Source organism: Streptomyces sp. NPDC111744, from assembly GCF_055634995.1.
The window spans coordinates 427,026-452,737 of sequence record NZ_JBVKCG010000003.1 but is presented as its reverse complement, the minus strand read 5'-3'; the positions used below and the strand labels follow the sequence as shown (position 1 = coordinate 452,737).

Sequence of the window (25,712 nt, the reverse complement as noted above, 5' to 3'; positions counted from 1 at the left end):
TCCGCAATCACCCCTTTTACTAGTTGTGGTCGCATAGGCGGTGTTGGCCCGTTGTGTGACGTGGCTCTCAATGTGCAGGTCAGAGCCCTGGCGAAGCGGACATTTAGGGAAAGTCTGTCTACTGTCCTGGGTCGTAGGTGATCTGCGTCATGTGGGGTGCTTCACCGGAGGCGTCACCGGATGCGTACGGCGTCTCACGCCCCGGGACCGTCGAATGTGACCGCGGTCTCGAAAGCGGCCCTCCTGGTCGCGCGGCGCAGCGCCCGCAGCAGGGCCGGCCCGAGGACGAGGGTGAGGACGACGGTGCACAGGGCGCGGCCCAGGTTCCAGCCCATGGCGGTGGCCAGGCTGTAGGCCAGGAACCGGGCCAGATTGGCGGCGGCCCCGGCGTGCGGGTCGAAGGCGATGTTCGAGGCGTTGCCGGCCAGCAGCGGCCAGCCGGCCAGGTCCACGACCATGCCGTAGGCGAACGCGGCCAGAAAGCCGTAGCCCGCCAACAGCGCCAGCTCGCCGCGCCCGCGCAGCCGCCCGGCGCCCGGCAGCAGCCCGGCGCCCATCGTGAACCAGCCCATCGCCAGCATCTGGAACGGCAGCCACGGCCCCACCCCGCCCGTGAGCAGCGCCGACGCGAACATGGTGAGCGAGCCGAGGGTGAAGCCGAAGCCGGGCCCCAGTACCCGCCCGCTCAGCACCATCAGGAAGAACATCGGCTCGATCCCGGCGGTGCCCGCACCGATCGGCCGCAGCGCCGCCCCGGTCGCGGCCAGCACGCCGAGCATGGCGACGGCCTTCGGACCGAGCCCCGACTCGGAGGTGGTCGCCCCGAGCACGGCGACCAGCAGGAGCAGCAGGCCCGCGAAGAGCCAGGGCGCGTCCTGGGCGTGCGAGCCGATCCGGGAGGAGGGCGGGGCGAGGAAGGGCCAGCCGACGGCGACCACGCCGACGGCACTGACGAGGAGGAGGGCGGCCAGGGAGCGGGGGCCGAGCCGCACCGGGCCGGTCATGCCAGCGCCTCCCGCACCTGGGCCACGGTCAGCCAGCGCTGTGGCGCGAGGACCTTCGTCACCTGCGGCGCGAAGGACGGCGAGGACACGACGATGTCGTCCGTCGGCCCGTCTGCGATCACCTCGCCCTCCGCGAGCAGTACGACCCGGTGGGCGATCTCGGCGGCCAGTTCCACGTCGTGCGTGGCCAGCACGATCGTGTGCCCGTCGGCGGCGAGCCCGCGCAGTATGCCGACCAGCCGGGCCTTCGCCGCGTAGTCGAGGCCCCGGGTCGGCTCGTCCAGCAGGAGCAGCGGCGGCCGGGCGGTCAGTACGACGGCCAGCGCCAGCGCCAGCCGCTGTCCCTCGGAGAGATCGCGGGGATGCGTGTCGTCGGCGATCCCGGGGAGCAGCCCGGACACCAGGTCACGGCAGGTCCCCGGGGCAGCCCCCGCGTCCCGGTCGGCGGCCGCGCACTCGGCGCCGACCGTGTCCGCGTAGAGCAGGTCACGGGGTTCCTGCGGGACCAGACCGACGAGGCGTACGAGGTCACGCGGGCGCGTGCGATGCGGCACCGCGCCGCCGACCCGGACCGTCCCCGAGCCCGGCTCGACCAGCCCGACCAGGGCGTTGAGCAGGGTGGACTTCCCGGCGCCGTTGCGGCCCATGAGGGCGACGGTCTCGCCGGCCGTGACGCTGAGATCGACGCCGCACAGCGCGTCCACCCGGCCCCGGCGGACACCGAGGGAGCGGACCTCGGCGAGGGGGTTGGCGGGGGTGGTCGGCGTGGCAGCGGCCCGTCGGATTTCGGTTCGCCCGGCGCGGGGCGTGGTGGGGGCGGCGGCGGGCCGCTGGGTGTCGGCCCGCCCGGCGCGGGAAGCGGCGGGGGTGGCGGTGGGCCGCTGCTCCGGGGCGTGCCCGGCGGGGGGAGCGGCGAGGGTGGCGACAGACCGTCGGACCGGGGGCCGCCCGGCGAGCCGTTCCCGCAGTCCGCCCGCCTGTCGCCGGGCGTCCCGCACGGTCATCGGCAGCGGTGACCACCCGGCCAGCCGCCCCAGCTCCACCACCGGCGGACACACCGGTGACACGGCCATCACCTCGGCGGGGGTGCCGCACACCGGCGCGGCCCCCGGCTCCGGGAGCAGCACGACCCGGTCGGCGTACTGCACCACCCGCTCCAGCCGGTGCTCGGCCAGGAACACCGTGGTCCCGAGATCGTGCACCAGCCGCTGGAGCACGGCCAGCACCTCCTCGGCGGCGGCCGGGTCGAGGGCGGAGGTCGGCTCGTCGAGAACCAGCACCCCGGGATGCGGGGTGAGCACCGACCCGATCGCGACCCGCTGCCGCTGCCCGCCCGAGAGCGTGCCGATCGCCCGGTCCCGCAGCGCGTCGAGCCCGAGCAGATCGAGGGTCTCCTCCACTCGCCGCCGCATCACCGCCGGGGCGATCCCCAACGACTCCATCCCGTAGGCGAGTTCGTCCTCCACCGTGCCGGTCACGAAGTGGGCGAGCGGATCCTGCCCCACCGTGCCGACGACATCGGCGAGTTCACGCGGCTTGTGCGTCCGCGTGTCCCGCCCCGCGACGGTGACCCGGCCGCGCAGTGTGCCGCCGGTGAAGTGCGGCACCAGTCCGCTGACGGAGTTGAGGATCGTCGACTTGCCGGTGCCGGACGGGCCCACGAGGAGGACGAGTTCGCCCTCCGGCACCTCGAAGTCGATGCCCTGGACGGCCGGTCCGGCCGCGCCCTCGTACGTCACGGAGACGTCCTCGAAACGGATCATGACGGCTCCTTCGGCACATTCGGCAAGGCAAGGGCGGGCAGCAGACCGAGCAGCACGGCGGCCGCGGGCCACAACGGAAGCGTGGGGGCGACCAGCGGTACGACCCCGGGATGCAGGGCGTCCGGATCCCGGACCGCGGCGAGCGCCAGCAGCCCGGCGACGGCCACGCCCGACCCGGACACCATCCAGGCCCGCGCGTCCCACGCGTCCGGCCGGTAACGGGTGCGCAGCGAACGGCGGCCCCCGAGCCGCAGCCCGGCCAGCGCGGCGACCACCCCGGCCAGCAGCAGGGGCAGCCCATAGGCGCCGCCCTCGGCGGTGAGCAGCCCGTACGTTCCCGCGCACACCCCGAGCAGCCCGCCAAGGGTCAGCGAAGCCGTCGTACGACGGACCCGGTCCGGCACCTCGGCGCTGCGGCCGTAACCGCGCGCGTCCATCGCGGCGGCGAGGGCGACCGAGCGCTCCAACGCGCCCTCCAGTACCGGCAGTCCGACCTGGAGCAGACCCCGGACACCGGAGTCGGGGCGGCCACGCAGCCGGCGGGCGGCGCGCAGCCGCTGGACGTCGGCGATCAGGTTCGGCGCGAAGGTGAGGGCGACGACCACGGCCACGCCCAGCTCGTACAGTGCTCCGGGCAGCGACTTGAGGAGTCGGGCCGGATCGGCGAGCGCGTTCGCGGCGCCGACACAGATCAGCAGAGTGGCGATCTTGAGGCCGTCGTAGAGGGCGAAGGCCAGCGCCTCGGCGGTTACCCTGCCACCGAGCCGGATGCCCTGCGCCCAGTGGGGGAGCGGGACTTCGGGGAGGGTGACGAGGGTGTGCGAGCCGGGGACGGGGGAGCCGAGGAGCACGGTGAAGGCGAGCCGGACGAGAAGGACGGCGAGGGCGAGCTTGGCGAAGGCGGAGTAGGAACGGGACCCCTGCGTCCGGCTCCGGCAGGCGGCCACGACGTAGGCGGTGACCGCGATGAGAAGGGCGAGGAGGAGGGGGTTCGTGGTGCGCGATGCGGCGACACCGAGGGAGAGAGACCAGAGCCACCAGGCGCCGGGGTGGAGGGAGCGGCGGTCACCCATTCTTCCGCCGCCGAGCCTGCCAGAAGGCTCCCGCGGCCACCACCACGACCACCCCCACCCCGGCCAGCAGCCCCACCGACGGCCCGCCGCCCGACGTACCGCCCGCCGCCACCTTCTCCCCGCACCCCTTCTCGGGATACCCCTCGATCGCGCACAACAAGGCGTTCGTGTCGTACCGCAACGGCTTCGCCACCGTCGCCAGCGCCTCCGCCGTCGTGGCGTCCTCCGAGACCACCGCACAGGCTGTCCGCCGCACCGGCGGCTGCTCCGCGGACGGCGCGTCCGCCGTCGTACCGAAGTCGATGACCAGCCCCACCCGCTTCTTCCCCCGGACCGCGGCCGTGTCGGCGCAGATCGTCCCGAAGGCCGCCGTCCCGCGCGGCTGCGACGCATCCCCCGAGTCCTCGCTCAGCGCGAACCGGAACCCCTCGACCGCGCCGTCGTCCGGCTGCGCCGTGGAGGGGCCCTGGGTGGCGTACGTCCACCGCGAGCCGTCCCGCTCCCAGAAGGACCAGTAGCGGTAACCGGCGGCCTCCGCCGGCGCGGCGGTCGCCAGCAAGGTCAGCGTGGCCATGAGCAGCAGCGCCGCACGGCGGGCCGCGGTCACGGCTGCCGCTGCTTCCGGCGCCCGCTGAACAGGAAGCCGATGCCGATGCCGGCGACGAGCCCCGCGCCGACGATCCACCAGACGCTGGTCCCCGACGACTTCTTCTCCTCTCTGTGCTTGGCGGCAGCCTCGGGCGCCGGGCCCGTCGCGTTGAGGGCCGTCACCAGGTTCGTACCGCCGAAGTCGCGCGGGTCCGCGCCCATCGCATGCGCGGCGAAGATCAGCTCGGCGTAGGCCGCGGGCCCGCTCTGCTTCGCCCACTGCACGGCATGGGTCTCAAGCCAGGTGTAGGGCTTTTGCGCCGGCTTGGTCCAGCCCTGCGCGGCCAGGGCCACGACCGCGTCGGCGGTGTTGCCGTAGTCCGGCTGGGGCGTGGCACCGGCGAGCGTGGAGACGAGGTGCCCCTGGTCGTCCATCGCCCGCGCCAGATAAGCGGCGCCGTTTCGGGCCACGTCCGCTCGCGTCAGCGCCTTGTCGGAGTCGGCGCAGACGGGGTTGTCCGCCGGGGCCTTCCCGGCCGTCGTCACGAACCCCTTGCCGAGGGCGCCGAGCACCCCGGCGGCCGTCGCGTCCGCGTTGGCGGCCAGCTTCCCCTTCTTGTCCGGCTGGTAGGCGAGGGCGCCGCCACCGTCCTCGCGGCAGCGGATGGACCACTTGGCGAGGAGCTCGCCCGTCGCCTTGTCCGGGCTCTCGCCGGCCGCCGTGAGCGCGCCGATCACCACGCCGGTGGAGTTCGTGTCGCTGGGCGAGCCGGGGGTGTAGCCCCAGCCGCCGTCCTTGTTCTGCTGCGACTTCAGCCACGTCACCGCCTTGCCGACGGCGTCGTCGTGGCCGCCGAGCGCCGTCAGCGCCTGGACGGCTGCCGCCGTGCTGTTCGTGTCGACCGTCAGCTTGGTGTCACAGGCCGCTGTCGGCTCGGCACGGAACATCGCGTACGAGCCGTTCGCGCACTGCTGCCCGGCCAGCCAGTCCACCGCCTTCACGGCCGGGGTCACCCCCACCGTGTGCTGGGCGAGCAGGGCGAGCGACTGGCGCCAGACGCCGTCGAACTTGGGGTCCGTGCTGCCGAACAGGCCCGACGGGAGCACCGTCGAAGCGGACGGGGACGGGTCGTCGGCGGCCAGCGCGGTCATGGCCGGCGTGGCGGCGCCGATGACGGCGGTGGCGGCCAGCACCGCGGCGCTGCGGCGGAGGACGGTCATGATCGGCGGGTGCCTCTCCCTGCGGGGGAGCCGGGCGGCACGGGTCACCCCGGCGGCTCGGCTCCGTGAACCTCGACGGTGCCGTGCGACGGCGGGTGCCGGCGCACATGAGCCGATCAACGTCCCGCACGGGGCGGTCCGGCTCACCGTCACTGCTGGGACGGTTCACGGACAGGTGTCTCCCCGGTTCGAGCGAAGCCGAGAAGTGGGGAGGGGTCAGCGCCGGGTTTGCACCGGCTTTCCCCCGTACGGGTGATGACGACCCGGCTACTTTACCGGCCGCCGGATCGAGGCTGAGGGGCGGCTGTGGATCGTAGCCGCTGGTTATGGTCATGCCATGACGGGGAGACTGCTCGGCTCGGGGCGTTCGGCCGATGTGTACGAGACCGACGAGGCGTGGGTGCTGCGCCGTGACCGGGACGGCTGGGGGGACACGGCCGCCGAGGGCGCGGTGATGACGTACGTACGGGAGCACGGGTATCCGGTGCCCCGGGTGCGGACCTCCGGGTCCCGTACCGACCTGGTGATGGAACGGCTGTCCGGGCCGACCATGCCGGCGGCACTCCTGGCGGGCGAGATGGGCGCGGCGGAGGGCGGTGAGTTGCTCGCCTCGCTGCTACGGCGGCTGCACACGGTGCCCGGGCGGGACCCGGCCGACCCCGGCTCTCGCGTCCTGCACCTCGACCTGCATCCGGACAACGATGGGGGCCCCGGCTCGAACGAAGTTGAGAGTTGGGGGAGATGACCCCCGAGGGTCCGCGGGGCATCGACTGGTCCAACGCCGAGGACGGGCCGCCCGGCCTCGACTGGGCCATGTCCGCGGTGATCCTCGCCCAGGTCGCGGTGGGGGAGATGCCGTTGGCCCGCGAACTGCTCACTGCCCTGCTGGCCGATCCGGGCGAACTGACGGAGGAGGGGCTGGCGGAGGCCCTGCGGCGGCGGGCGGCCAATCCGACGATGAGCCGCCGGGAGGTCGAACTGCTCGGTGCGGCGGAGAAGTTGATACGGACCCACGTGCCTTAGGCCGCTGTCGCGACCGGGGCGATGCCCGCGGACAGGTGGCGGCCCATGCGGCGCAGGGCGTCGTCGCAGTCGGCGGGATCCTCGCCGACGGCCACCCAGAGCGCCAGCCGGTCGTCGACGGTCGCGTGCGGCCCGGCGGTGACGTGGTTGCCGGCGTGCTGGGTGAGGATCATGCGGTCGGCGCCGGGCTCGTGGGCCGCGTCGGGGGAGAGGTCCAGGTGGTCGAGGCGGCCGGTGGCGGCCGGGTAGGCGAACCGGATCGAGGCCGCCCGCTGCCGGGTGGGCGTGGTGTCCGGCACCTCGCCGGTGGCCAGCGCGGCGGCGGCCTGGGCGAGGTCCACGCCGGTGGCCCTTTTGACGAGGAGCGGGATCAGATCGCCCGGCAGACACGGGGTGACGTCGGTGACCCGGGGGCCGCGGTCGGTGAGCCGTAACCCGATGTGCAGCACACCCCGGGTGAGACCGAGGGCGTGCACGGTGCGGTCGACGGCCAGGCGCAGGAAACGGTTGTGCAGCAGGCCGTCATGGGCGTGCACGGTGTGCCGGAGCGGCTGCCGGGCGGGCGCCGGGCCCAGGGTCGTACGGGTGATGGCGACGATGCGGATCTCGCCGTCCAGGACGACGGTCTCGGCGCAGACCCGGGGCGTGCCGGGGTCGTCGACGGGGACCGTGCCGGCGGCCGGCAGGGTGCGCAGCGCGGCCGGGTCGGCACAGGCGGCGGCCGCGGCGAGGGAGGGACCGGGCAGCCCCAACTGCCCGGCGATTTTGGCGGCGGCGACCGTGTACTCGCCCGAGTGGGTCAGCACACCGCGGACCCGGTGCCGGGCCGCGAACCGCGCCACCGCCGATGCCGTCGCCCCGTCCTTGCCGGGGTCCGCCGCGAGATGGCCGGCCAGGCTCGGTCGTGCCCAGGCAGGCGGTGCCGCGTCCACCAGCACCACCGGACGGGCCGCGGCGACACGGGTCAGCACGAACTCGTCGTAGGCCCGCCGGCGACCGGCGCCGAGGAGCAGGACGGGCTGTGACATCGGTTCGCCTCACCTTCCGGGAGGAGGCGGGGCGGCTGGTCGCCCCCGACGCCGCTCCCCCACAGACGGCACCCGGGGCGGGTCGGTGCGACCGTGGCCTGGTGACGTGATCCTTTCCGGATCCTTTCCCGGCGAACCGTCATATGTCAACGATTACTGCACAATCCGGCAGTGACCATTGTCATGTCTGGTGACGGGGAAGGTTCGGCTGACCGACCGGTCAACGCCGTTTGTCCAGGGGGACCTTGGTGACGCCCATGCCCCGCTGACCGGTGTACAGGACGCGTACTACCCCGGGGCGGCCCCGGAACCGCCGACACCGATGGAACGCCTCCTCACCGCGTACGTCGACAAGGCAGTGGCGGCGGGCGGGTGGTTCGCGGGACGGCGCGCAGCGCAACCGAATTCAGCCGGCGAACGGCAGAACAAGGGAGCGGGAGGCCAGCAGCCACCGGCCGTCGACTCTGCGGAACGTGTCCTCGTAGTGGCCGATCTGGGCGGGCGGCCCGGCCGGGACCATGCCCCCCTGGTAACCGTCGACACGATACGTCTGGAAGTACGACGTCGCCGTCGCCGTCTCCGGACCGCTCACCGTGACCAGGATGTTGGACATGACCCGGCGGGAGAGCCGATCCGCCGGCCTGGACCCGAAGTACACGGCCAGCGCATCCCGCCCTTCCACCCGCCGCCCGTCTCCCGGCGGCGGCCACTCCCACCACCCGTCCTCGGTGAACAACCCGGCGACGGAGGACGGTTCGCCGAGATCCAGCCGACGGACGAAGTCGACGACGAGACGCTCGCAGGCACGTTCGGCGAGAAGCCGCTCCAAGGAGTCCATGCGCTCCTTACTACACCGCCGCGTACGTCACCGGTTCACTCCCCGCCACCGGCTCCACGAGCCCCAGTTTCACCAGGCGCCGTAGATGCGCCTCCGCCTCCGAGACGGCGATGTTCCTCGATCCGTAGGGGATCTGCTCCCAGGGCCGGTTCCACTCCATCCGTACGGCCAACTCCCACAGGGTGAGGGGCTGCCGGAGGAGGGAGAGAAGGGCGGTGAGGCGTTCCTCGTGGTGGGCCAGAAGCTCCCGTACCCGTGCCGGTGCGTCGGTGAAGGTGTGCTGGTGGGCCGGGAGGACCTCGGCGGGGGCGAGGCGGCCGATGCGTTCCAGGGAGTCGAGGTAGTCGCCGAGGGGGTCGGTGACGGTCGCGTCGTCGGGGTCCTCGTACAGGCCGACGTGCGGGGTGATCCCAGGGAGGAGATGGTCGCCGGAGAACAGCCGCCCACGCCCGGGGAGTCGGGCCGGGTGGTCCTCCTCCAGGTGCAGGCAGACATGGCCGGGCGTGTGTCCCGGCGTCCAGACGGCACGCAGCCGGCGACCAGGCAGGTCGAGCAGCTCGCCGGGGAGGATCTCGCGGTCGGGAAGGGCGGGGGACAGACCCGGCGGGGAGTTTCGTCGCCGGGGTCCGCCCCGCAGCGGCGCCACATGTTCCTCGGGCGCACCGGCGGCCGTCAGCTTCGCCGCCATGTAGGTGAACCAGCGCTCGGGCCGGGTCTCCCGGGCCCGCCGCACGATGGCCGCGTCGGCGGCGTGCATGGCAATCCAGGCCCCGGAGGTGTCCCGCACCCGTCCCGACAGCCCGTGGTGATCGGGGTGATGGTGAGTGATGACGACCCCGTGCACCTCACCGACGCCGGTACCGCACGCGTCCAGCCCCGCAACCAGCACGTCCCACGACCCGGGATCGTCCCACCCGGTATCGACCAGCACCGGCCCGCGATCCGTGTCCACGACGTACACCAGCGTGTACCCAAGGGGATTGTCCGGGATGGGAACCTCGACGGACCGCACGCCCCCGCCGTGGTCGTGCACGTTCACCACGGGCGGCACCGCCGCCGACCGCTCCTGCCCGCCCTGTCCGTCCATCATTCCGCGCCCTCCGCCCCCGCACCGCCGCACGGCCGTCGCTCACTATAACTAGAACTGGTTTCACATCGGATGGTCCGCGGAGAAGTTCACTTGGGGGACGGTCCGACCAGCGGGGGAGTCGTTGTTGGTCGCCGGGTCGGCAGCACGCAGCCATGGTGCTACGGGTGCTGCCCCGCGACACCCGGACGGCGTTGGCGCCGGGGTCACGCCGAGTCGGTTCCGTACACCTGGCGGGTGTTGGGGCGTGGCGCCGGGCGCTGGTGGGCCGCCGGGCCCTCGGCGAAGGCGCGCAGCAGGTTCTCCGTGGTGCGGGTCACGAAGGCACGGGTGGCGGCGTTCATGCCGTGGTGCCGGCTGCCGTCGCCGGTGGCCGCCATCAGGGCCTCCACCCAGCGCATGGTGCCGGTCGCGAAGACCCCGGCCCCGCTTGCCACGGTGTAGTACGCCGAGTCGCTGTGGCTGCGCCGGCCGGTGCACACGAGGGGGGAGTGGGCCGTGATCTCCAGCGGGCCGGGAGCGGTGGCGCCGGGGACGACTCGGTCGTACTCGACGCCCACGAGATGGTCGAAGCGCTCGCCGGCGCGGACTCCGGTGCCCTCGTACAGCCAGTGGTCAGGCGCTGTGACGACATAGGGGGCGTCCACGGGGTAGCCCTCGTACAGCACGCCGGTGAGCGAGGACTCCGGGTCGGCACCCGGGGCCGCGCGGAAGTCCGTGGTGACCAGGGCGGGCCGGGAGGGGAAACAGGGGTCGGCGGTGTAGGCGGACTTGTAGCAGACGACGGTACGGCCGGGGCCGGTGTCCGAGGCCTCCACCCGGATCCGCCGGAAGCAGGTGTTGGCGCCGAGGAAGGCGATGTTGGCGCCGGCGTCGCGGGCGGCCGTGACGTGCCGGCGCTGCTCGGGCGTCCAGTACTCGTCGTGGCCCAGACAGACGACGGCGGCGGCTCCGGCCAGCACGCCGGGGTCGGCGTGCACGTCCGTCCCGGTGGTGTAGGCGAGCGGTATGCCCAGCCGCTCGGCCAGTACGACCGCCGCCCACTCGTACACCAGGAACTTCTCCGCGCCGTTCTGGTCGTAGGGGCGGTCGAAGGTGACGGCCAGCGAGCGGCCGGCGTAGCTGCCGTCGGCGCCGGCGTAGAGGCTGAGCCCACCCCACCTGTTGTATGCCTGCCAGGTCGCCGGGGCGTGCAGCAGGACGGTACGGCCCGCGCCGTGGGCGGAGCGCACGATCAGCGGCACGTACCGCTGGTGGCCGCTCTCGGCCTCCAGCCGGAGCAGATAGGCGCCCTCCGGCCAGTCGGTGGTGTCCATGGTGAGCGTGCGCCGCCAGTCGGCGTGCACGGTGCGGGTACCGGGAACGACCCCGGGGGGCCGCTGGGCGCGGCCCGGTATGCGCGGCGACCACCAGACGCGGCGGGCCCGCTTCCCGCCGTACCAGCCGACGCGCAGCGCCGAGACCCGGAAGGCGGCGGCCGTGGTGGAGACGGCCAGACCGACCTCCTCGCCCGGTGTCACGCTCACCCGGTCGGTGTAGCCGGCGATCGCGTCCAGCGCGCCGAGGGAGCCGATGCGCCAGTCGTCGGTCCCCGGCCGGTCCCGCTCCGCCTCGGGCAGCCGGTTGGCGGGGCCGGTGGACCGGTGGGCCGGGGCCGTCTTGTCGCAGGCGGCCGCAGCCCCCAGCCCGACGCCCGCGCACAGCCCGAGGAACCGCCTGCGCGCGGTCCCGGACCCGGGGACCGGCAACGCTGCCTGCCGCCTTGGAGCGTCCACATCGTCTCCCTGGGTCCTGCTGTCGCCACGGTCCCGGTTTCCGTGCCCGGCGGTCGGACACGCTCCGGCGACCGTACCCCCGGCGGCCCGCCCCCGCACGGCGACGACGCTGCTGGAATGACAAACGGCGTTGCCGAAACCGCAACACCAGCCATGACCACGGACGACGTTCTCCCGGGTGTGGGCCCCGGCTGCGCCGGATCCGCAAGGAGCGGGAGAGGTGACCCCGGTCCCTGGCCTCAGGCCGAGCAGGCGAGGTTCGCGCTCACCAAGGACTGACGGTTCGCCGTTTCTTTCAGATCATCTGATCGCCGGCGTGGCCTGCGTTGACTGACCTGCAGTGGGCGCGGACAGAGCCGTCGCTGCCGGACCTGTTCTCGCCCGTGATCTCGCTTGAGCGGGGGATCCGCACGTTCCGGGGCCGGGCACCTCAGGCGCTCCGCGGCCGCCGGGTCGTCTTCTTCGCCGTGGCCTTCTTCGCCGGCTGCTTCTTCGCGGCCGCCTTCTTCTTCGGCATCTCGTGCACGTCTGCCTCCCCGGTCGTCTCGCCGCGGGAGGCCTTCGCCTGCTGCACGGACTCGTTCAGCGCGGCCATCAGGTCGAGCACCTTCGCCGGCTTCTGCGGCTCCGGCGCCTCCGGAAGCGGCTTGTGCTCCCGCTTCGCCTCGATGATCTCCTCCAGCGCCTCGGTGTACGTGTCCCGGAACTCGGGCCCTTCGAGGTCGTCGCGGGTCAGGGTGTCCATCAGGGCGAGCGCTCCGCGCACCTCGTCCTCGTGGACCTCCACGGGCGGCGGGGTGATCTCGTCGGGGCTGCGGATCTCGTCCGGCCACAACAGCTGATGCAGAACGATCACGTCGTCCCGCACCCGGAGCATGCCGAGCCGCTCACGGCCGGACCAGGCGAACTTGACGATGCCCACCCGCGACGAGCGCCCCAGGGCCTCGACCAGCAACCGGTACGGCTTGGCCGCGACCGCCCCTTTCGGCTGGAGGTAGTGACCGGCACTGATGTAAAGGGGGTCGATGGACTCCAGCGACACGAAGCCCTCGATCTCGATCGCCTTCGCGGTCGGCAGCGGCAGGTTCCGCAGCTCCTCGTCGGTGATCGGGATGACCTGGTCCTTGGTCACCTCGTAGCCCTTGCCGATCTCCTCGGGGGAGACCTCACGCTCCTCGATCTCGCAGTACTTCCGCACCCGCACCCGGCCCATGTCCGCCAAGTGGTACTGGTGGAAGCGCACGCTGTGATCCTCCGTGGCACTGACCACGTTGCAAGGAACGGTCACCAGGCCGAACGAGATGGCACCTGACCAGATGGTTCGGGGCATGGCAGACCTCCGCAGCAGGCCCCGAGCAGCATCAGTGTAGGGTCTCGCCGCTGATGTCGTAATCTCACGGGCCGTGTCGTACCGATGCCGTACACGACATCACCGTGAGACTGAAGCGTGTCGGGTGCTGCTGCTCAGCGCCTCGTCTCGTACCTGGTCAGGACCACGCCGCCGGGAATCGTCCGCGTCTCCACCAGGTTCAGGTTCACCCAGCTGTCCAGCGCGGTGAAGAACGGCGTGCCCCCGCCCACCAGGACCGGATGGGCGGCGATCGCGTACTCGTCGATCAGCCCGGCGCGCATGGCCGCCCCGGCGAGCGTTGCGCCGCCGATGTTCATCGGGCCGCCGTCCTCGGCCTTGAGCCGGGTGATCTCGGCGATCGCGTCGCCGGTGACCAGGCGGGTGTTCCAGTCGACCTTGTCGATCGTCGAGGAGAACACCACCTTCGGCGTGTCCCGCCAGTTCCGCGCGAACTCGATCTCCGCCCCGGTGGCGCCCGGCTGCTGGTCGCCGGTCGGCCAGTAGGAGCTCATCGTCTCCCACAGCTTGCGCCCGTACAGCGACAGGCCACTCGCCTGCTCGTGGTCGAGCCACCACTGGAACAGCTCGTGGCTCGGCCGTCCGCTCCAGCCGATGTCGTCGCCGGCCGCGGCGATGTAGCCGTCCAGGGTCAGGTTCATGCCGTAGATCAGTTTCCGCATGGCCCAGCTTCCGTCCGTGGGTGTCCGGCGTACAGACCGGCGCGGCGCAGGAAACTCATCGGTGCGCGATCTGGGCTCGCCGGTGGTCCTCGTGCTCGGGGCTCAGCGTGGTGTGCTCGGCCGACACGGGCAAGTCGCCTGATCTCGACCTCGCCCTCGCGAAGAAATGCCACGGCTTTGAGACGTGAGACAGCCAAGAACGCCCAGGTCATGCAAGATCGGCATGTCACGAGCGGGCTGGACGGGCATCGCCATCGCCATCGGCGGAAGAATCGGCTTTGGCAAGAGGCGTCCATCCGTTGCGCGAAACGGCATTTCGTGACCTCTCACAGAGACCCGTACCGTCCGATTCATGGAGTGGAATTTTCGGACGGCCGAAGAACTCGCGGCTGCCTTGCGTGCCGGTGAAGTGACCTCGGCTGAATTGACCGACGAGGCGATCGCCCGTATCGAGCGGGAGGACAAGGCGATCAACGCGATCTGTGTGCCGGACTTCGACCGTGCACGGGCCGCCGCGCGCGGTGCCGACCGGGCGCGGGCCCGCGGTGAGGACCGGCCGCTGCTCGGCATCCCGGTGACGGTCAAGGATTCCTACAACATCGCCGGGCTGCCCACGACCTGGGGCATGCCGCACCACCGGGACTATGTGCCGACCGAGGACGCGGTACAGGTTTCGCGGCTCAAGGCCGCAGGCGCGGTGGTGCTCGGCAAGACCAATGTGCCCTTGGGGCTGCAAGATATCCAGAGCTTCAACGAAATCCACGGCACCACCAACAACCCGTGGGACCACGGCCGCACGCCGGGCGGATCCTCCGGAGGATCAGCGGCGGCCCTGGCGTGCGGATTCGGCGCGCTGTCCATCGGCTCCGACCTCGCCGGTTCACTGCGCACCCCGCGCATTTCTGTGGTGTCTACGCACACAAGCCGACACTCGGGCTGGCGGCCAACCGCGGTATGGTCCCGCCGTCCGCACCGGCCTTGCCGGTCGACCTCGACCTCGCCGTCGTCGGTCCGATGGCGCGCACCGCCCGCGACCTCACGCTCCTGCTCGACGTCATGGCCGGACCGGATCCGTTGACGCTCGGCGTGGCGCACCACTTGAGGTTGCCGCCCGCGCGCCACGAACGGCTCCGCGACTTCCGGGTCTTGATCCTCGACGAACATCCGCTCATTCCAACCGGGTCGGCGGTGCGGGCGGGCGTGAACCGAGTCGCCGACGCGCTTGTCGACGGCGGCGCCCACGTCGAACGGCACAGTCCGCTGCTACCCGATCTGACCGAGGCCGGGACGCTCTACAGCCAGTTGCTGGTTTCGGGCTCCGTCGCACGTTTTCCCGTCGAACCGTACGATCGGCTGCGGACCCGCGCCGCCGGACTGAGCGCGGACGACCGGAGTCTCGACGCGGCACGGCTGCGCGCCATGGTGTTCAGCCACCGCGACTGGCTCCAAGCGAACGACCGCCGCGAACTGCACCGCCACGGCTGGCGGCAACTGTTCGCCGAGTTCGACGCCGTGGTGTGCCCGATCACGCCCACTCCCGCGTTCCCGCACGACCACAACCCCGATCCGCTGGAACGCCGGATCGACATCGACGGCGACGAGTACCCGTACTTCGACCAGCTCGTCTGGGCCGGTCTGGCCACCATGCCCGGCCTGCCGGCCACCGCCATACCGGCGGGGCGGTCCCCCGAGGGTCTGCCGGTGGGAGTGCAGCTCATCGGTCCGCTGTTCGAGGACCGCACCCCGCTGCGGCTGGCCGAACTGCTCGAGGAGCAGATCGGCGGCTTCCAGGCACCGCAGTAGGGCGCACGACCAAGCGGACCGCGGAGTCCCGCGGGGACGGCGTGCACGCGCTCAGGCACTTCGACGGCAGGTACCGGGCGGCCCGTGGAGGCCATGACGGCCCACAGACGGCCCACGCGGGGTAACGGCACCCCCCAACCAGCGGGAAAACCGCTGGTGGGGGCCTATTCGGTCCCATCCCTGGCTTAGTTCAACTAGAACTGGTATCAGTTCTGAAACATCGTCAGGAAGGGTGGCGGGGCGCCATGACCGAGTTCCTGGAACATGGGCAGCTTTTCATCGGCGGGGAGTTGACCGACCCTCTGGGCAAAGACGTCATCGAGGTGGTCTCGCCGCATACCGAGGAGGTCTTCGGGCGGGTGCCGCATGCCTCGCGCGAGGATGTGGACCGGGCGGTCGGGGTCGCGCGGCGGGCCTTCGACGAGGGCCCCTGGCCGCGTATGAGCCTTGACGAGCGGGTCGAGGTCGTCACGCGGATCAAGGACGCGATCGCCGTACGGCATGAGGAGATCGCCCGGGTGATCTCCTCCGAGAACGGTTCGCCGTACTCGTGGAGCGTTCTCGCGCAGGCGCTCGGCGCGATGATGGTGTGGGACGCGGCGATCAGGGTGGCACGCGACTTCACGTACGAGCAGACGCGCGACGGGGTGCTGGGGAAGATCCTGTTGCGGCGGGAGCCGGTCGGGGTCGTGGCGGCCGTGGTGCCGTGGAACGTGCCGCAGTTCGTCGCCGCCGCCAAGCTCGCCCCCGCGCTGCTCGCCGGTTGCACGGTGGTGCTCAAACCGTCCCCGGAGTCGCCGCTGGACGCGTACATCCTGGGGGAGATCACCAAAGAGGCCGGACTGCCGGACGGCGTCCTGTCCATCCTCCCGGCGGACCGCGAGGTGAGTGAGTACCTGGTCTCGCATCCGGGTGTCGACAAGGTCTCCTTCACCGGTTCGGTCGCGGCCGGCAAGCGGGTGATGGAGGTCGCCGCACGGAACCTCACCCGCGTGACCCTGGAACTCGGCGGCAAGTCGGCGGCGGTCGTGCTGCCGGACGCGGACGTGGCCGCCTCCGTCGCCGGGATCGTCCCCGCGGCCTGGATGAACAACGGCCAGGCGTGCGTCGCCCAGACCCGCATCCTCGTCCCGCGCTCCCGCTACGAAGAGTTCGCCGACGCCTTCGCGGCCGCGGCGAGCGCCCTGAAGGTCGGCGACCCGCTCGACCCGGCCACCCAGGTGGGCCCCCTCGTCGCCCGCCGCCAGCAGCAACGGAATCTGGACTACATCCGGATCGGGCAGGAGGAGGGCGCGAAGATCCTCACGGGCGGCGGCCGTCCGGCGGGTCTGGACAAGGGCTGGTACGTCGAACCGACCCTCTTCGGCGACGTCGACAACTCCATGCGGATAGCCAGGGAGGAGATCTTCGGTCCGGTGATCTGCCTCCTCCCCTACGGCGACGAGTCCGAGGCCCTGAAGATCGCGAACGACTCGGACTACGGGCTGAGCGGAAGCGTGTGGACGGCGGACGTGGAGCACGGCATCGAGGTCGCGCGTCAGGTCCGTACGGGCACCTACTCCGTCAACACCTTCAGCCTCGACATGCTCGGGCCGTTCGGCGGCTACAAGAACTCCGGTCTGGGGCGGGAGTTCGGGCCCGAGGGCTACAGCGAGTTCCTCGAACACAAGATGATCCACCTCCCGGCCGGCTGGGAGGCGTGAGAGATGGGGGTACCTCCCGCGCGAGCGTATTCGAGCGTGGGGGCGGGTGACCGCTGGCACGTCGAGGTCGACCGTTCGATCTGCATCGGCTCGGCGCAGTGCGTCAACCGCGCCACCGGGGCCTTCCGTCTCGACTCCGCCATGCAGTCCCACCCCGTGGACCCGGAGGCGGACGCCAACGGCAGGATCCTCGACGCGGCGGAGAACTGCCCGGTGGAGGCGATCACGATCACCTTGCTGGGCAGTGGGGAACCCGTCTTCCCGCCCGAGGAGTAACCCGAGGAGTAACCCTCGCCCGAGGACTATCGGGGCTGGAGAGCGGCGAACAACCCCCTGGCGCGGGTGCCGTCCGGCTGCTGCCAGGCTCCGGTGACATGCCCGGCCGCGTCGGCGGGCGGCAGCGACCCGGGGGTCAGTACGCGCCGCAGCCGCAGCACCAGGCCCTCGTCCGCTACGGCGAACTCGGTGCTCTCGTCGGTGTCGACGGGGGCACCGAGGCCGGGGAGCGGGCCCGTTCCGGCGTACCCACGGGCGACCTCCCGGTCCGGGGTGTCGGTGATGCTCTGCGCCTGCGCCGCGGCACGCCCCTCGATCAGGGCCGCCAACCCGGCCGTCAGCACCGGGTCGTGGCAGCCGTCGTAGGCCCAGCGGGTACCGAGCACACCGTGCTCCATGGTGCCGACGAGCGCGTGCTCGGCGCCGTCCAGCGGAGCGCCGCGATAGGTGAGCGGTACGAGGTACGTGTCCGAGCCCTCGGAGACGACCATGAACTCGATCCCGACCTCGCCCTCCGGATCGTCGAGCCGGAACCCGCCGGCCTTCACCAACTCCGGTGCTGCGGGGCCCCGGTACCAGGGGCGGGTGGGGAGCCAGGCGGCGATGAGTTCCACCTTGGTGGGCTTGAGGGTGGTGTTGTGGATGAGTGCCATGAGGAGATTCTCCAATCTCGCGCGGGGGCCTCGCCAGAGGCTCCTCGACCCCGGCGGCCGATCCGGTGACTTGGCGCCGGCTTGTCGCCGGCCTGCCGGTGACCTGGCGTTGGCCTGTCGGTGCCCTGGGATACGCTCCTGCGGTCCGGCGGGCCGACCAGGGTGGGGAACGTGCGCAAGTCCGAGGCCAAGGGCCTGATCAACGAAGCCTACGAGGCGTGGGAGGCCGAGGAGTGGCTGACCGCGGCCGGGCTCTTCGAACAGGTTCTCGCGCGGTTCCCGGACGAGGAGCGGAGCGCGGTGTGGTGGTACGACGCCGCGCTCGCCCACAAGTTCCTGCGCAACTGGGCCAAGGCCTGCGCCCTGGGCCGCGAGGCCGCCGCCCGTGCTCCGCGCGGTGCGGGCGACCCGGCGTTCTGGAACCTCGGTATCGCGGCCACCATCCAGGGCGACTGGGCCACCGCCCGGGACGCCTGGGCCGGCTTCGGCATCGACCTTCCGGAGGGGGAGGGGGAGATCGACGGCCGGTTCGGGGTGGCCTGCGTGCGGCTGGACACCGGTGGCGAGCGGGAGGTCGTGTGGATCGACCGGTTGTGCCCGACGCGCGGCAGGGTGATGAACGTGCCGGTGACGGCGGGGCGGCGGTTCGGGGAGATCGTCGTGCACGACGGCGAGCCCACGGGACGCCGGGTGGTCGACGGCCACGAGTTCCCCGTCTTCGACGAGTTGCTCCTCTTCCGGGCCTCCGAGCTGCCGACCCTGGAGGTGACGGTGAACGCCGGCGAGACCGCCGACCTGGACGCGCTGATCGCCCTGTTCGTCGAGCACGACTTCGGCGCGGAGCCCGCGAGCAGCCTGCAGATGCTCTGCTCCTGCTGCAGCGAGGGCACCCACGAACAGTCGCGCAAGGTCCACGCCGGGGCCCAGCGGGTGTCCCTGGCGGCTCCGGAGACGGAGGCCCGGCGGCTGCTGGAGCGGTGGGCGGGGGAGACCGCGATCGGGCGGAGCTGGAGCGGGCTGGGGGCGGTGGGGTAGGGCCCGGGGACCGGGGTCCCCCGTGGGTCCAGAGGGGCGGCAGACGGTCCGAGCGGCTCGCAGATGCCGCGTATCAGAAAAAGCCGAAAAAATCCACCATTGGGGTGTTGTCTTCCGCTCCGCGCGTTCTATCCTGGAATCAGCCTACGAGGCGAGTGAGGGAGTCCGAGCGTAGTAGCCGACTCAGGCGTGACGCAGATGCAGAAGCATCCGCCAGTGCCGACGTCGACGGTCGGGCTGAGAGGTCGAAAGGCAGTAGCAAAGCCGGACGACGACCCCTATCACCTGATCCGGGCAATACCGGCGAAGGGAACCCGTCTCGTAGGTCTTCGCATGCCAACACCTGCTTGATGGGGCTCGCTTACCGCCGCTCGCCCGGCTCCGTCAGATCGATCAGTCGGCACACCGTCTCGATGTCGATCTTCACCTGGGCGATGGAGGCACGGCCCGAGAGCCAGGTGATCAGGGCCGAGTGCCAGGTGTGCTCGATGACGCGGACGGCGGAGAGCTGGGCGGGGGTCGGGTCGGTCAGGCCCATCGCGTCCAGGATGATCGCCGTCGTCTGGCGGGAGACCTGGTCCACCTCGGGGGAGACGCTGCGGTCGGCGAAGGTGAGGGCGCGGACCATCGCGTCGGCCAGGTGCGGCTCGCGCTGCAGGGCCCGGAAGGCCCGCATCAGGGTCTCCGCGACCCGCTCCGACGCCGTCTCGCCCGCCGGGGGCTTCTTGCGCAGTGTGCCGTGCATGTGCTCCAGCTGGTCCTGCATGGTCGCGACCAGCAGATGGACCTTGGACGGGAAGTAGCGGTAGAGGGTGCCCAGGGCCACCTGGGAGGACTCGGCCACCTCACGCATCTGCACCGCGTCGAAACCGCCCCGGCTGGCCAGCTGGGCGCTCGCGTGCAGGATCCGGCGGCGCCGGGCCTCCTGCCGCTCGGTGAGCGGCGGGGTGGCCGATCTGGCGCCGATGTCCACCTTGGCTTCCGCAGGCATGGGTCCCGTCCGTGACATTCGGTGAGGGCAGACTCAGGGCGAGTGATCAGACAGCATGGCAGGGGTCGCGTCGTGGCGCGAATCACCTGATCCACTGCTCACTCCGCCCCTACCTGCCGGTAGATTCAGAGCCTCTTGAACGATCAAGTCTGAAACTTGTTCTAGATTAGCGTCCCGGCGTAACCTCGCGGGAAAGTGCAGGGAGAAGGGGGCCTGGAGTGACCGCTGAGGCCAGGCGGGCGGGTGCCGACCAGGAACCCGCCGCCGGTGGGGGCCCCTCCCGCGGGAGCGCAGCCGAGCGTGGGGGAGAGCGACCGCTCGACATCGCGCTCCTCACCTATAAAGGGAACCCGTTCTGCGGCGGCCAGGGCGTCTACGTACGGCACCTCTCCCGCGAGCTGGCCCGGCTCGGTCACCGTGTCGAGGTGATCGGCTCACAGCCGTACCCCGTCCTCGACGAGGGCTACTCCCGGCTCAGCCTCACCGAGCTGCCGAGCCTCGATCTGTACCGCTCCCCGGACCCCTTCCGGACGCCCGGGCGTGACGAGTACCGGGACTGGGTCGACGCGCTCGAAGTGGCCACCATGTGGACCGGCGGCTTTCCCGAACCGCTGACCTTCTCGCTCCGCGCCCGCCGCCATCTGCGCGCCCGCGCCGGGGAGTTCGACGTCGTCCACGACAACCAGACGCTGGGATACGGCCTGCTGGGGGACATCGGCGCGCCACTCGTCACCACCATCCACCACCCCATCACCGTCGACCGGCAGTTGGAGCTGGACGCGGCCGAGGGGTGGAAGCGGCGCTTCTCCGTTCGGCGCTGGTACGCCTTCACCCGGATGCAGAAGCGGGTCGCCCGCCGGCTGCCCTCCGTGCTCACCGTCTCGGGCACCTCCCGCCAGGAGATCGTCGACCATCTCGGCGTACGTGAGGACCGCGTCCATGTGGTCCACATCGGCGCCGACACCGACCTCTTCGCGCCGAATCCCGCCGTACCGCAGGTGCCCGGCCGGATCGTCACCACCTCCAGCGCGGACGTCCCCCTGAAGGGGCTGGTCTTCCTCGTCGAGGCCCTCGCCAAGGTACGGACCGAGCACCCCGCCGCCCACCTCGTCGTCGTCGGCAAGCGGCCCGCCGAGGGGCCCGTCGCGCAGGCCATGCAGCGGTACGGCGTCAGCGGCGCCGTCGAGTTCGTGAAGGGCATCTCCGACGCCGAACTCGTCGACCTGGTCCGTTCCGCCGAGGTCGCCTGCGTACCGTCGCTCTACGAGGGCTTCTCGCTGCCCGCCGCCGAGGCGATGGCGACCGGCACCCCGCTGCTCGCGACGACGGGCGGCGCGATTCCCGAGGTCGCCGGACGGGACGGCGAGACCTGCCTGGCCGTGCCGCCGGGCGACGCCGACGCGCTGGCCGCCGGCCTGAGCCGACTCCTGGGCGACCCGGAGCTGCGGCTACGGCTCGGCCGGGCCGGCCGAGAGCGCGTACTACGGCACTTCACCTGGGCCCGCGCCGCGGAGGGCACGGTGACCCGGTACCGCGAGGCGATCGCCACCTCCACGAGCCGACCGGAGCCCCGCCCCACGACCCCGTATCCCGGCCGCTCCGCCGACTCCGAGGTCGTGTCACCAGACTTTGTCTCTTCAGAGGTTGTCAATTCCGAAGGCAGGGCCACGTGCTGACCGTCGACTTCTCCCGGTTCCCGCTCGCCCCGGGCGATCGCGTCCTGGACCTCGGCTGCGGGGCCGGCCGCCACGCCTTCGAGTGCTACCGGCGTGGCGCCCAGGTCGTGGCCCTCGACCAGAACGGCGAGGAGATCCGCGAGGTCGCCAAGTGGTTCGCGGCGATGGAGGAGGCCGGTGAGGCCCCGGCCGGGGCGACCGCCACCGCCATGGAGGGCGACGCGCTGGCCCTTCCCTTCCCCGACGAGTCCTTCGACGTCGTCATCATCTCCGAGGTCATGGAGCACATCCCCGACGACAAGGGCGTGCTCGCCGAGATGGTGCGCGTACTCAGGCCCGGCGGGCGGATAGCCGTCACCGTGCCGCGCTACGGCCCCGAGAAGGTCTGCTGGACCCTCTCCGACGCCTATCACGAGGTCGAGGGCGGGCACATCCGCATCTACAAGGCCGACGAGCTGATCGGGAAGATCAGGGAAGCCGGTCTGCGGCCGTACGGCACGCATCACGCGCACGCGCTGCACTCGCCGTACTGGTGGCTGAAGTGCGCGTTCGGCGTCGACAACGACAAGGCGCTGCCGGTACGGGCGTACCACAAGCTGCTCGTCTGGGACATCATGAAGAAGCCGCTGGCCACGCGCGTCGCCGAGCAGGCGCTGAACCCGGTCATGGGCAAGAGCTTCGTCGTCTACGCCACCAAGCCGCACCTGCCCCGGACCGGGGACGACACGAACACCGAGGTGGCCGCCAAGTGACCACCCCCCGGACAGAACACCTCGTCCTGCCCGGGGTCCTCACCGCCGAGCAGGCCGCCGCGACCGTCCGCGGCATCCTCGCCGTACAGCGGGAGGACGGCGCGATCCCGTGGTTCCGGGGTCACCACCTCGACCCCTGGGACCACACCGAGGCCGCGATGGCGCTGGACGCGGCCGGGGAGCACACCGCCGCCGAGCGGGCCTACAACTGGCTCGCCGATCACCAGAACGAGGACGGCTCCTGGTACGCGGCCTACGCCGACGGCACGCACGACGACGTCACCGACCGCGCCCGCGAGTCCAACTTCGTCGCCTACATAGCCGTAGGCGTCTGGCACCACTACCTCTCCACCGGCGACGACACCTTCCTCGACCGGATGTGGCCCGCCGTGTACGCGGCCGTCGAGTGGGTGCTGCGGTTGCAGCAGCCGGGCGGCGAGATCGGCTGGCGGCGCGAGGACGACGGAACGGCCACCGACGACGCGCTGCTGACCGGGAGTTCGTCGATCCACCACGCACTGCGCTGCGCGCTCGCCATCGCCGAGCAGCGGGAAGAGCCGCAACCCGACTGGGAGTTGGCGGTGGGTGCGCTGCGCCATGCGATACGACGCCACCCGGAGCGGTTCCTCGACAAGGACCGCTACTCGATGGACTGGTACTACCCGGTGCTGGGCGGGGCGTTGACGGGCGCGGAGGCGGGTGCGCGGATCGAGAAGGACTGGGAGCGGTTCGTCGTGCCCGGGTTCGGCGTGCGTTGTGTCGTACCCAACCCGTGGGTGACGGGCGGGGAGTCGGCCGAACTCGCCCTGGCGCTTTGGGCGGTGGGGGAGTCCGACCGGGCGTTGGAGGTCCTTCAGTCCATCCAGCATCTGCGGGACGCGGAGTCGGGGCTGTACTGGACCGGTTACGTCTTCGAGGACGACGCGATCTGGCCGCGGGAGCTGACCACGTGGACGGCGGGGTCGCTGCTGCTGGCGGTGGCCGCGCTGGGTGGGCATGACGCCACCTGTGCGGTGTTCGGGGGAGAGCATCTCCCCTCTGGGCTTGAGGTGGACTGCTGCGCCTGAAGGGACCCTGCCGGTCGGCGCCCCGTCCGGGGAGCCGACCGGCAGGTGTTTTCAGTGGCGGTGCATCCGGTTGGCGATCGCGTGGCCGATGAACAGGTAGACGACGGCCGCCAGGCCGTACCCTGCCACCACCCTCGCCCACGCGTCGTTGAACGTGAACAGGTCGTGTGACCAGCCGGCCAGCCAGGTGGCCGCGTCGTGGACGAACTGGACCAGGCTGTTCGCCCGGTTCGCGTCCAGCAGGTACATCAGTATCCAGAGGCCCAGTATCAGGGCCATGATGTCGGCGACGACCGCGACGACCGTGCCGGCCTGATTGGCACCGTGACGGGATTCAGGGGACATACCCTGCGTGTTGCCGCCGATCGGTCCTTGAAACCTGAACGGGGTTCCCCCGGAGTGGCGCAGCGCCGCCATCTGGGTGACGCTGCAGGAGGAAGCACCCGCTCGGGGAGGACATCGAGACACACGGGAGGACCCCGTGCCCGTACCGATACGGCGCCTTGTCGTCGCGCTGACCCTCTGCTGCGCACTCGTCGCCGGTGTGACCGCATGCAGCAGCACTCAGAGCAAGTCCACCGACACCGGCATGGCCGCGGTGCCCGTGGCCGACACGCCCAGTCCGAGTACGTCCGCCGAACGGCAGAAGTTCGCGAAGACGCGGTTCGTCACCAACGCGTCCCTCGCGGCCGGTGCCACCTACCAGTGGATCGTGAAGCCCTGGAAGGCCGGCAAGTTCAAGAAGGGCGCCCACGGCCGCGCCTCCGCCCTGACCAAGGCCGCTCTCGCGGGCACCTTCGCCTACAACCGGCTCCAGGCCGCCAAACGGAACGCCCAGGGCGATCCGCTGCTGTCCAAGGCCGTCGCGCCGCTCTCGTCCGGCATCGACGGGCTCAAGGACCTGCCGTCCAAGCTCCGCAAGGGCGACGGCAACGCGGCCGCTTCGTTCAACGACGTCATCAACAACGTGAAGGACGCGGGGAAGAGCGCAGGGGCCCCGGTCACCAACCAGGTGCCCGCGACGTCTCAACTCACCCACTGAGAAAGGTGGTTCGGGTTCGGCGCCGGAGTGTCTGAGTGCCGTTCGCCCGGTGTTCGGCTCGCTCGGCCGGAGCCCGGCCGAAGACCCCGGCGCCAATTTCCCTGCCGCGCCCCGCTCGGCCTCGGCTCCCGCGGCATGGCCACCAGTACCGGGCTCAAGGGCCGGCTCGGACTCGGTGGCGGGGGGAGCGACCCAGGGCATGATCCGGGAACGCGTGACCGCCGGGCCCGGGGAGTCACCCTGGACCCGTTCGCCGTCTTCTGCTGACGATCTAGGAGTTGAGCTCCGCGAGAACCCGCAGGGTATGCGGGTCGGGCGCCAGCGCCAGCAGATCGGTCACCGGGCCCTTGCGCCACAACTCCAGCCGCTCGGCGATGCGTTCGCGCGGGCCGACCAGCGAGATCTCGTCGGCGAACGCGTCCGGCACGGCCTCGACCGCCTCCTGGCGGCGGCCCTCCAGGAACAGCCGCTGAATCCGCCGCGCCTCTTCCTCGTACCCCATGCGTGCCATGAGATCGGCGTGGAAATTGCGGGCCGCGTGCCCCATCCCGCCGATGTAGAAGCCGAGCATGGCCTTCACGGGCAGCAGCCCGGCGGCGACGTCGTCGCAGACCTTCACCTGGGCCATGGGCGCGACCAGGAAGCCCTCCGGCAGCTCGGCCACCGCGGGGCCGTACACCTCGGGCCGGCTCGGCGCCCAGTACAGCGGCAGCCACCCGTCGGCGATCCGGACCGTCTGGGCGACGTTCTTCGGCCCCTCGGCCGCGAGCAGGATCGGCAGATCGGGCCGGAGGGGGTGGGTGATCGGCTTCAACGGCTTGCCGAGCCCGGTGGCGTCAGAGCCACGGTACGGATGGGAGTGGAAGCGCCCCTCTGCCTCCACCGGCCCCTCCCGCCGGAGCACCTGCCGTACGACGTCCACGTACTCCCTGGTCGCCGTCAGCGGTGACTTCGGGAACGGGCGGCCGTACCAGCCCTCCACGACCTGGGGCCCGGACAGGCCGAGCCCCAGCATCACGCGGCCCCCCGACAGATGGTCCAGGGTCAGCGCGTGCATCGCGGTGGTGGTCGGCGAGCGGGCCGCCATCTGGGCAACGGCCGTACCCAACCTGATCGTTGACGTCTGCGCGGCGATCCAGGTGAGCGGCGTGAAGGCGTCCGAGCCCCAGGACTCCGCCGTCCACACCGAGTGATACCCGAGCCGCTCCGCCTCCTGCGCCAGCGGCACATGGTCCGGAGAGGGCCATCGCCCCCAGTATCCGAGTGCCAACCCGAGCAGCATG

Annotated in this window: 22 protein-coding genes and 2 pseudogenes; 9 read left to right on the top strand and 15 right to left on the bottom strand. The window is 71.6% G+C overall.

Annotated elements, in window-relative coordinates; genetic code table 11:
- Positions 1–194: 194 nt before the first annotated feature.
- The 5 genes from ACZ7OO_RS09300 to ACZ7OO_RS09280 are packed head-to-tail and all read right to left on the bottom strand — an operon-like array spanning position 195 to position 5,649.
- Complete coding sequence (locus ACZ7OO_RS09300; RefSeq protein ID WP_471503083.1) at positions 195–1,004, bottom strand: ECF transporter S component; 810 nt, start codon at positions 1,002–1,004, stop codon at positions 195–197.
- Positions 1,001–2,767 (bottom strand): ABC transporter ATP-binding protein, encoded by a 1,767-nt coding sequence (locus tag ACZ7OO_RS09295; protein ID WP_471503081.1) that lies wholly within the window; start codon positions 2,765–2,767, stop codon positions 1,001–1,003. The genes ACZ7OO_RS09300 and ACZ7OO_RS09295 overlap by 4 nt, the downstream gene beginning before the upstream one ends.
- Complete coding sequence (locus ACZ7OO_RS09290; RefSeq protein WP_471503079.1) at positions 2,764–3,840, bottom strand: energy-coupling factor transporter transmembrane component T; 1,077 nt, start codon at positions 3,838–3,840, stop codon at positions 2,764–2,766. Before ACZ7OO_RS09290 ends, ACZ7OO_RS09295 begins: the two co-directional genes overlap by 4 nt.
- Positions 3,833–4,447 (bottom strand): SCO2322 family protein, encoded by a 615-nt coding sequence (locus tag ACZ7OO_RS09285; protein WP_471503077.1) that lies wholly within the window; start codon positions 4,445–4,447, stop codon positions 3,833–3,835. The genes ACZ7OO_RS09290 and ACZ7OO_RS09285 overlap by 8 nt, the downstream gene beginning before the upstream one ends.
- The gene (locus tag ACZ7OO_RS09280; RefSeq protein ID WP_471503075.1) at positions 4,444–5,649 is read right to left on the bottom strand and encodes a prenyltransferase/squalene oxidase repeat-containing protein; all 1,206 of its coding nucleotides are present in this window, start codon (positions 5,647–5,649) and stop codon (positions 4,444–4,446) included. The genes ACZ7OO_RS09285 and ACZ7OO_RS09280 overlap by 4 nt, the downstream gene beginning before the upstream one ends.
- Positions 5,650–5,986: 337 nt before the next feature.
- Between ACZ7OO_RS09280 and ACZ7OO_RS09275 the strand changes: the two are divergent.
- Positions 5,987–6,672, top strand: a pseudogene (locus ACZ7OO_RS09275) (phosphotransferase).
- On the opposite strand, the gene ACZ7OO_RS09270 reads toward ACZ7OO_RS09275, so the two are convergent.
- The 6 genes from ACZ7OO_RS09270 to ACZ7OO_RS09245 all read right to left on the bottom strand — a co-directional run bounded on the left by ACZ7OO_RS09270 (position 6,669) and on the right by ACZ7OO_RS09245 (position 13,431).
- A complete protein-coding gene (locus ACZ7OO_RS09270; protein ID WP_471503073.1) occupies positions 6,669–7,700 on the bottom strand; it encodes a hypothetical protein in 1,032 nt (343 codons plus the stop codon). The pseudogene ACZ7OO_RS09275 and the gene ACZ7OO_RS09270 sit on opposite strands and share 4 nt — an antisense overlap.
- A 406-nt stretch (positions 7,701–8,106) precedes the next feature.
- Positions 8,107–8,538, bottom strand: a complete 432-nt coding sequence (locus ACZ7OO_RS09265) for a nuclear transport factor 2 family protein (RefSeq protein ID WP_352218609.1) — start codon at positions 8,536–8,538, stop codon at positions 8,107–8,109.
- A gap of 10 nt (positions 8,539–8,548) precedes the next feature.
- Positions 8,549–9,580, bottom strand: a complete 1,032-nt coding sequence (locus ACZ7OO_RS09260; RefSeq protein WP_471503416.1) for an MBL fold metallo-hydrolase — start codon at positions 9,578–9,580, stop codon at positions 8,549–8,551.
- 251 nt (positions 9,581–9,831) lie between these two features.
- Positions 9,832–11,400, bottom strand: a complete 1,569-nt coding sequence (locus tag ACZ7OO_RS09255) for a N,N-dimethylformamidase beta subunit family domain-containing protein (protein WP_471503071.1) — start codon at positions 11,398–11,400, stop codon at positions 9,832–9,834.
- Between the two features lie 430 nt (positions 11,401–11,830).
- Positions 11,831–12,730, bottom strand: coding sequence for a non-homologous end joining protein Ku (gene ku / locus ACZ7OO_RS09250; RefSeq protein WP_471503069.1), 900 nt, complete (start codon positions 12,728–12,730; stop codon positions 11,831–11,833).
- A gap of 134 nt (positions 12,731–12,864) precedes the next feature.
- Complete coding sequence (locus tag ACZ7OO_RS09245; protein ID WP_471503067.1) at positions 12,865–13,431, bottom strand: dihydrofolate reductase family protein; 567 nt, start codon at positions 13,429–13,431, stop codon at positions 12,865–12,867.
- A gap of 352 nt (positions 13,432–13,783) precedes the next feature.
- Between ACZ7OO_RS09245 and ACZ7OO_RS09240 the strand changes: the two are divergent.
- The 3 genes and pseudogenes from ACZ7OO_RS09240 to ACZ7OO_RS09230 all read left to right on the top strand — a co-directional run bounded on the left by ACZ7OO_RS09240 (position 13,784) and on the right by ACZ7OO_RS09230 (position 17,213).
- Positions 13,784–15,234, top strand: a pseudogene (locus tag ACZ7OO_RS09240) (amidase).
- Between the two features lie 245 nt (positions 15,235–15,479).
- Entirely contained in the window at positions 15,480–16,937 is a 1,458-nt protein-coding gene (locus ACZ7OO_RS09235; protein ID WP_471503065.1) for an aldehyde dehydrogenase, read from the top strand.
- A gap of 3 nt (positions 16,938–16,940) precedes the next feature.
- Positions 16,941–17,213 (top strand): ferredoxin, encoded by a 273-nt coding sequence (locus ACZ7OO_RS09230; protein WP_471503063.1) that lies wholly within the window; start codon positions 16,941–16,943, stop codon positions 17,211–17,213.
- 26 nt (positions 17,214–17,239) lie between these two features.
- On the opposite strand, the gene ACZ7OO_RS09225 is transcribed toward ACZ7OO_RS09230, so the two are convergent.
- Positions 17,240–17,866 (bottom strand): maltokinase N-terminal cap-like domain-containing protein, encoded by a 627-nt coding sequence (locus ACZ7OO_RS09225; protein WP_471503061.1) that lies wholly within the window; start codon positions 17,864–17,866, stop codon positions 17,240–17,242.
- Positions 17,867–18,037: 171 nt separating this feature from the next.
- On the opposite strand from ACZ7OO_RS09225, the gene ACZ7OO_RS09220 reads away from it, so the two are divergent.
- Positions 18,038–18,901, top strand: a complete 864-nt coding sequence (locus tag ACZ7OO_RS09220; protein ID WP_471503059.1) for a tetratricopeptide repeat protein — start codon at positions 18,038–18,040, stop codon at positions 18,899–18,901.
- A gap of 361 nt (positions 18,902–19,262) precedes the next feature.
- On the opposite strand, the gene ACZ7OO_RS09215 is transcribed toward ACZ7OO_RS09220, so the two are convergent.
- Positions 19,263–19,892 carry a TetR family transcriptional regulator gene (locus ACZ7OO_RS09215; RefSeq protein ID WP_471503057.1) on the bottom strand — a complete coding sequence of 210 codons (630 nt, stop codon included), beginning with the start codon at positions 19,890–19,892 and terminating at the stop codon, positions 19,263–19,265.
- A 218-nt stretch (positions 19,893–20,110) separates the two neighbouring features.
- Here ACZ7OO_RS09215 and ACZ7OO_RS09210 point away from each other — a divergent pair, with 218 nt between their 5' ends.
- From ACZ7OO_RS09210 to ACZ7OO_RS09200, 3 genes are read left to right on the top strand one after another with little or no spacing between them, the layout of a single operon-like run.
- The gene (locus ACZ7OO_RS09210) at positions 20,111–21,568 is read left to right on the top strand and encodes a glycosyltransferase family 4 protein (RefSeq protein WP_471503055.1); all 1,458 of its coding nucleotides are present in this window, start codon (positions 20,111–20,113) and stop codon (positions 21,566–21,568) included.
- A complete protein-coding gene (locus ACZ7OO_RS09205; protein ID WP_471503054.1) occupies positions 21,562–22,320 on the top strand; it encodes a class I SAM-dependent methyltransferase in 759 nt (252 codons plus the stop codon). The genes ACZ7OO_RS09210 and ACZ7OO_RS09205 overlap by 7 nt, the downstream gene beginning before the upstream one ends.
- Positions 22,317–23,387, top strand: a complete 1,071-nt coding sequence (locus tag ACZ7OO_RS09200) for a prenyltransferase/squalene oxidase repeat-containing protein (protein ID WP_471503052.1) — start codon at positions 22,317–22,319, stop codon at positions 23,385–23,387. The genes ACZ7OO_RS09205 and ACZ7OO_RS09200 overlap by 4 nt, the downstream gene beginning before the upstream one ends.
- Before the next feature lie 51 nt (positions 23,388–23,438).
- Here ACZ7OO_RS09200 and ACZ7OO_RS09195 read toward each other — a convergent pair whose 3' ends face one another.
- Positions 23,439–23,732 (bottom strand): hypothetical protein, encoded by a 294-nt coding sequence (locus ACZ7OO_RS09195; RefSeq protein WP_471503414.1) that lies wholly within the window; start codon positions 23,730–23,732, stop codon positions 23,439–23,441.
- Positions 23,733–23,868: 136 nt separating this feature from the next.
- Between ACZ7OO_RS09195 and ACZ7OO_RS09190 the strand changes: the two genes are divergently transcribed.
- On the top strand, positions 23,869–24,429 hold the full coding sequence (locus ACZ7OO_RS09190) for a hypothetical protein (RefSeq protein ID WP_471503050.1): 561 nt from the start codon (positions 23,869–23,871) through the stop codon (positions 24,427–24,429).
- Between the two features lie 271 nt (positions 24,430–24,700).
- Here the strand turns inward: ACZ7OO_RS09190 and ACZ7OO_RS09185 are convergent, their stop codons facing one another.
- Entirely contained in the window at positions 24,701–25,711 is a 1,011-nt protein-coding gene (locus ACZ7OO_RS09185; RefSeq protein WP_471503048.1) for an LLM class F420-dependent oxidoreductase, read from the bottom strand.
- Between the last annotated feature and the right edge of the window lies 1 nt (position 25,712).

Bases quoted from the DNA above. Each gene is read 5' to 3' on its own strand.
- ACZ7OO_RS09280 (WP_471503075.1), bottom strand. From the start codon at position 5,649: ATGACCGTCCTCCGCCGCAGCGCCGCGGTGCTGGCCGCCACCGCCGTC.
- ku (WP_471503069.1), bottom strand. From the start codon at position 12,730: ATGCCCCGAACCATCTGGTCAGGTGCCATCTCGTTCGGCCTGGTGACC.
- ACZ7OO_RS09235 (WP_471503065.1), top strand. From the start codon at position 15,480: ATGACCGAGTTCCTGGAACATGGGCAGCTTTTCATCGGCGGGGAGTTG.
- ACZ7OO_RS09270 (WP_471503073.1), bottom strand. From the start codon at position 7,700: ATGTCACAGCCCGTCCTGCTCCTCGGCGCCGGTCGCCGGCGGGCCTAC.
- ACZ7OO_RS09185 (WP_471503048.1), bottom strand. From the start codon at position 25,711: ATGCTGCTCGGGTTGGCACTCGGATACTGGGGGCGATGGCCCTCTCCG.
- ACZ7OO_RS09230 (WP_471503063.1), top strand. From the start codon at position 16,941: ATGGGGGTACCTCCCGCGCGAGCGTATTCGAGCGTGGGGGCGGGTGAC.
- ACZ7OO_RS09295 (WP_471503081.1), bottom strand. From the start codon at position 2,767: ATGATCCGTTTCGAGGACGTCTCCGTGACGTACGAGGGCGCGGCCGGA.
- ACZ7OO_RS09215 (WP_471503057.1), bottom strand. From the start codon at position 19,892: ATGCCTGCGGAAGCCAAGGTGGACATCGGCGCCAGATCGGCCACCCCG.
- ACZ7OO_RS09225 (WP_471503061.1), bottom strand. From the start codon at position 17,866: ATGGCACTCATCCACAACACCACCCTCAAGCCCACCAAGGTGGAACTC.
- ACZ7OO_RS09245 (WP_471503067.1), bottom strand. From the start codon at position 13,431: ATGCGGAAACTGATCTACGGCATGAACCTGACCCTGGACGGCTACATC.
- ACZ7OO_RS09195 (WP_471503414.1), bottom strand. From the start codon at position 23,732: ATGTCCCCTGAATCCCGTCACGGTGCCAATCAGGCCGGCACGGTCGTC.
- ACZ7OO_RS09265 (WP_352218609.1), bottom strand. From the start codon at position 8,538: ATGGACTCCTTGGAGCGGCTTCTCGCCGAACGTGCCTGCGAGCGTCTC.
- ACZ7OO_RS09290 (WP_471503079.1), bottom strand. From the start codon at position 3,840: ATGGGTGACCGCCGCTCCCTCCACCCCGGCGCCTGGTGGCTCTGGTCT.
- ACZ7OO_RS09300 (WP_471503083.1), bottom strand. From the start codon at position 1,004: ATGACCGGCCCGGTGCGGCTCGGCCCCCGCTCCCTGGCCGCCCTCCTC.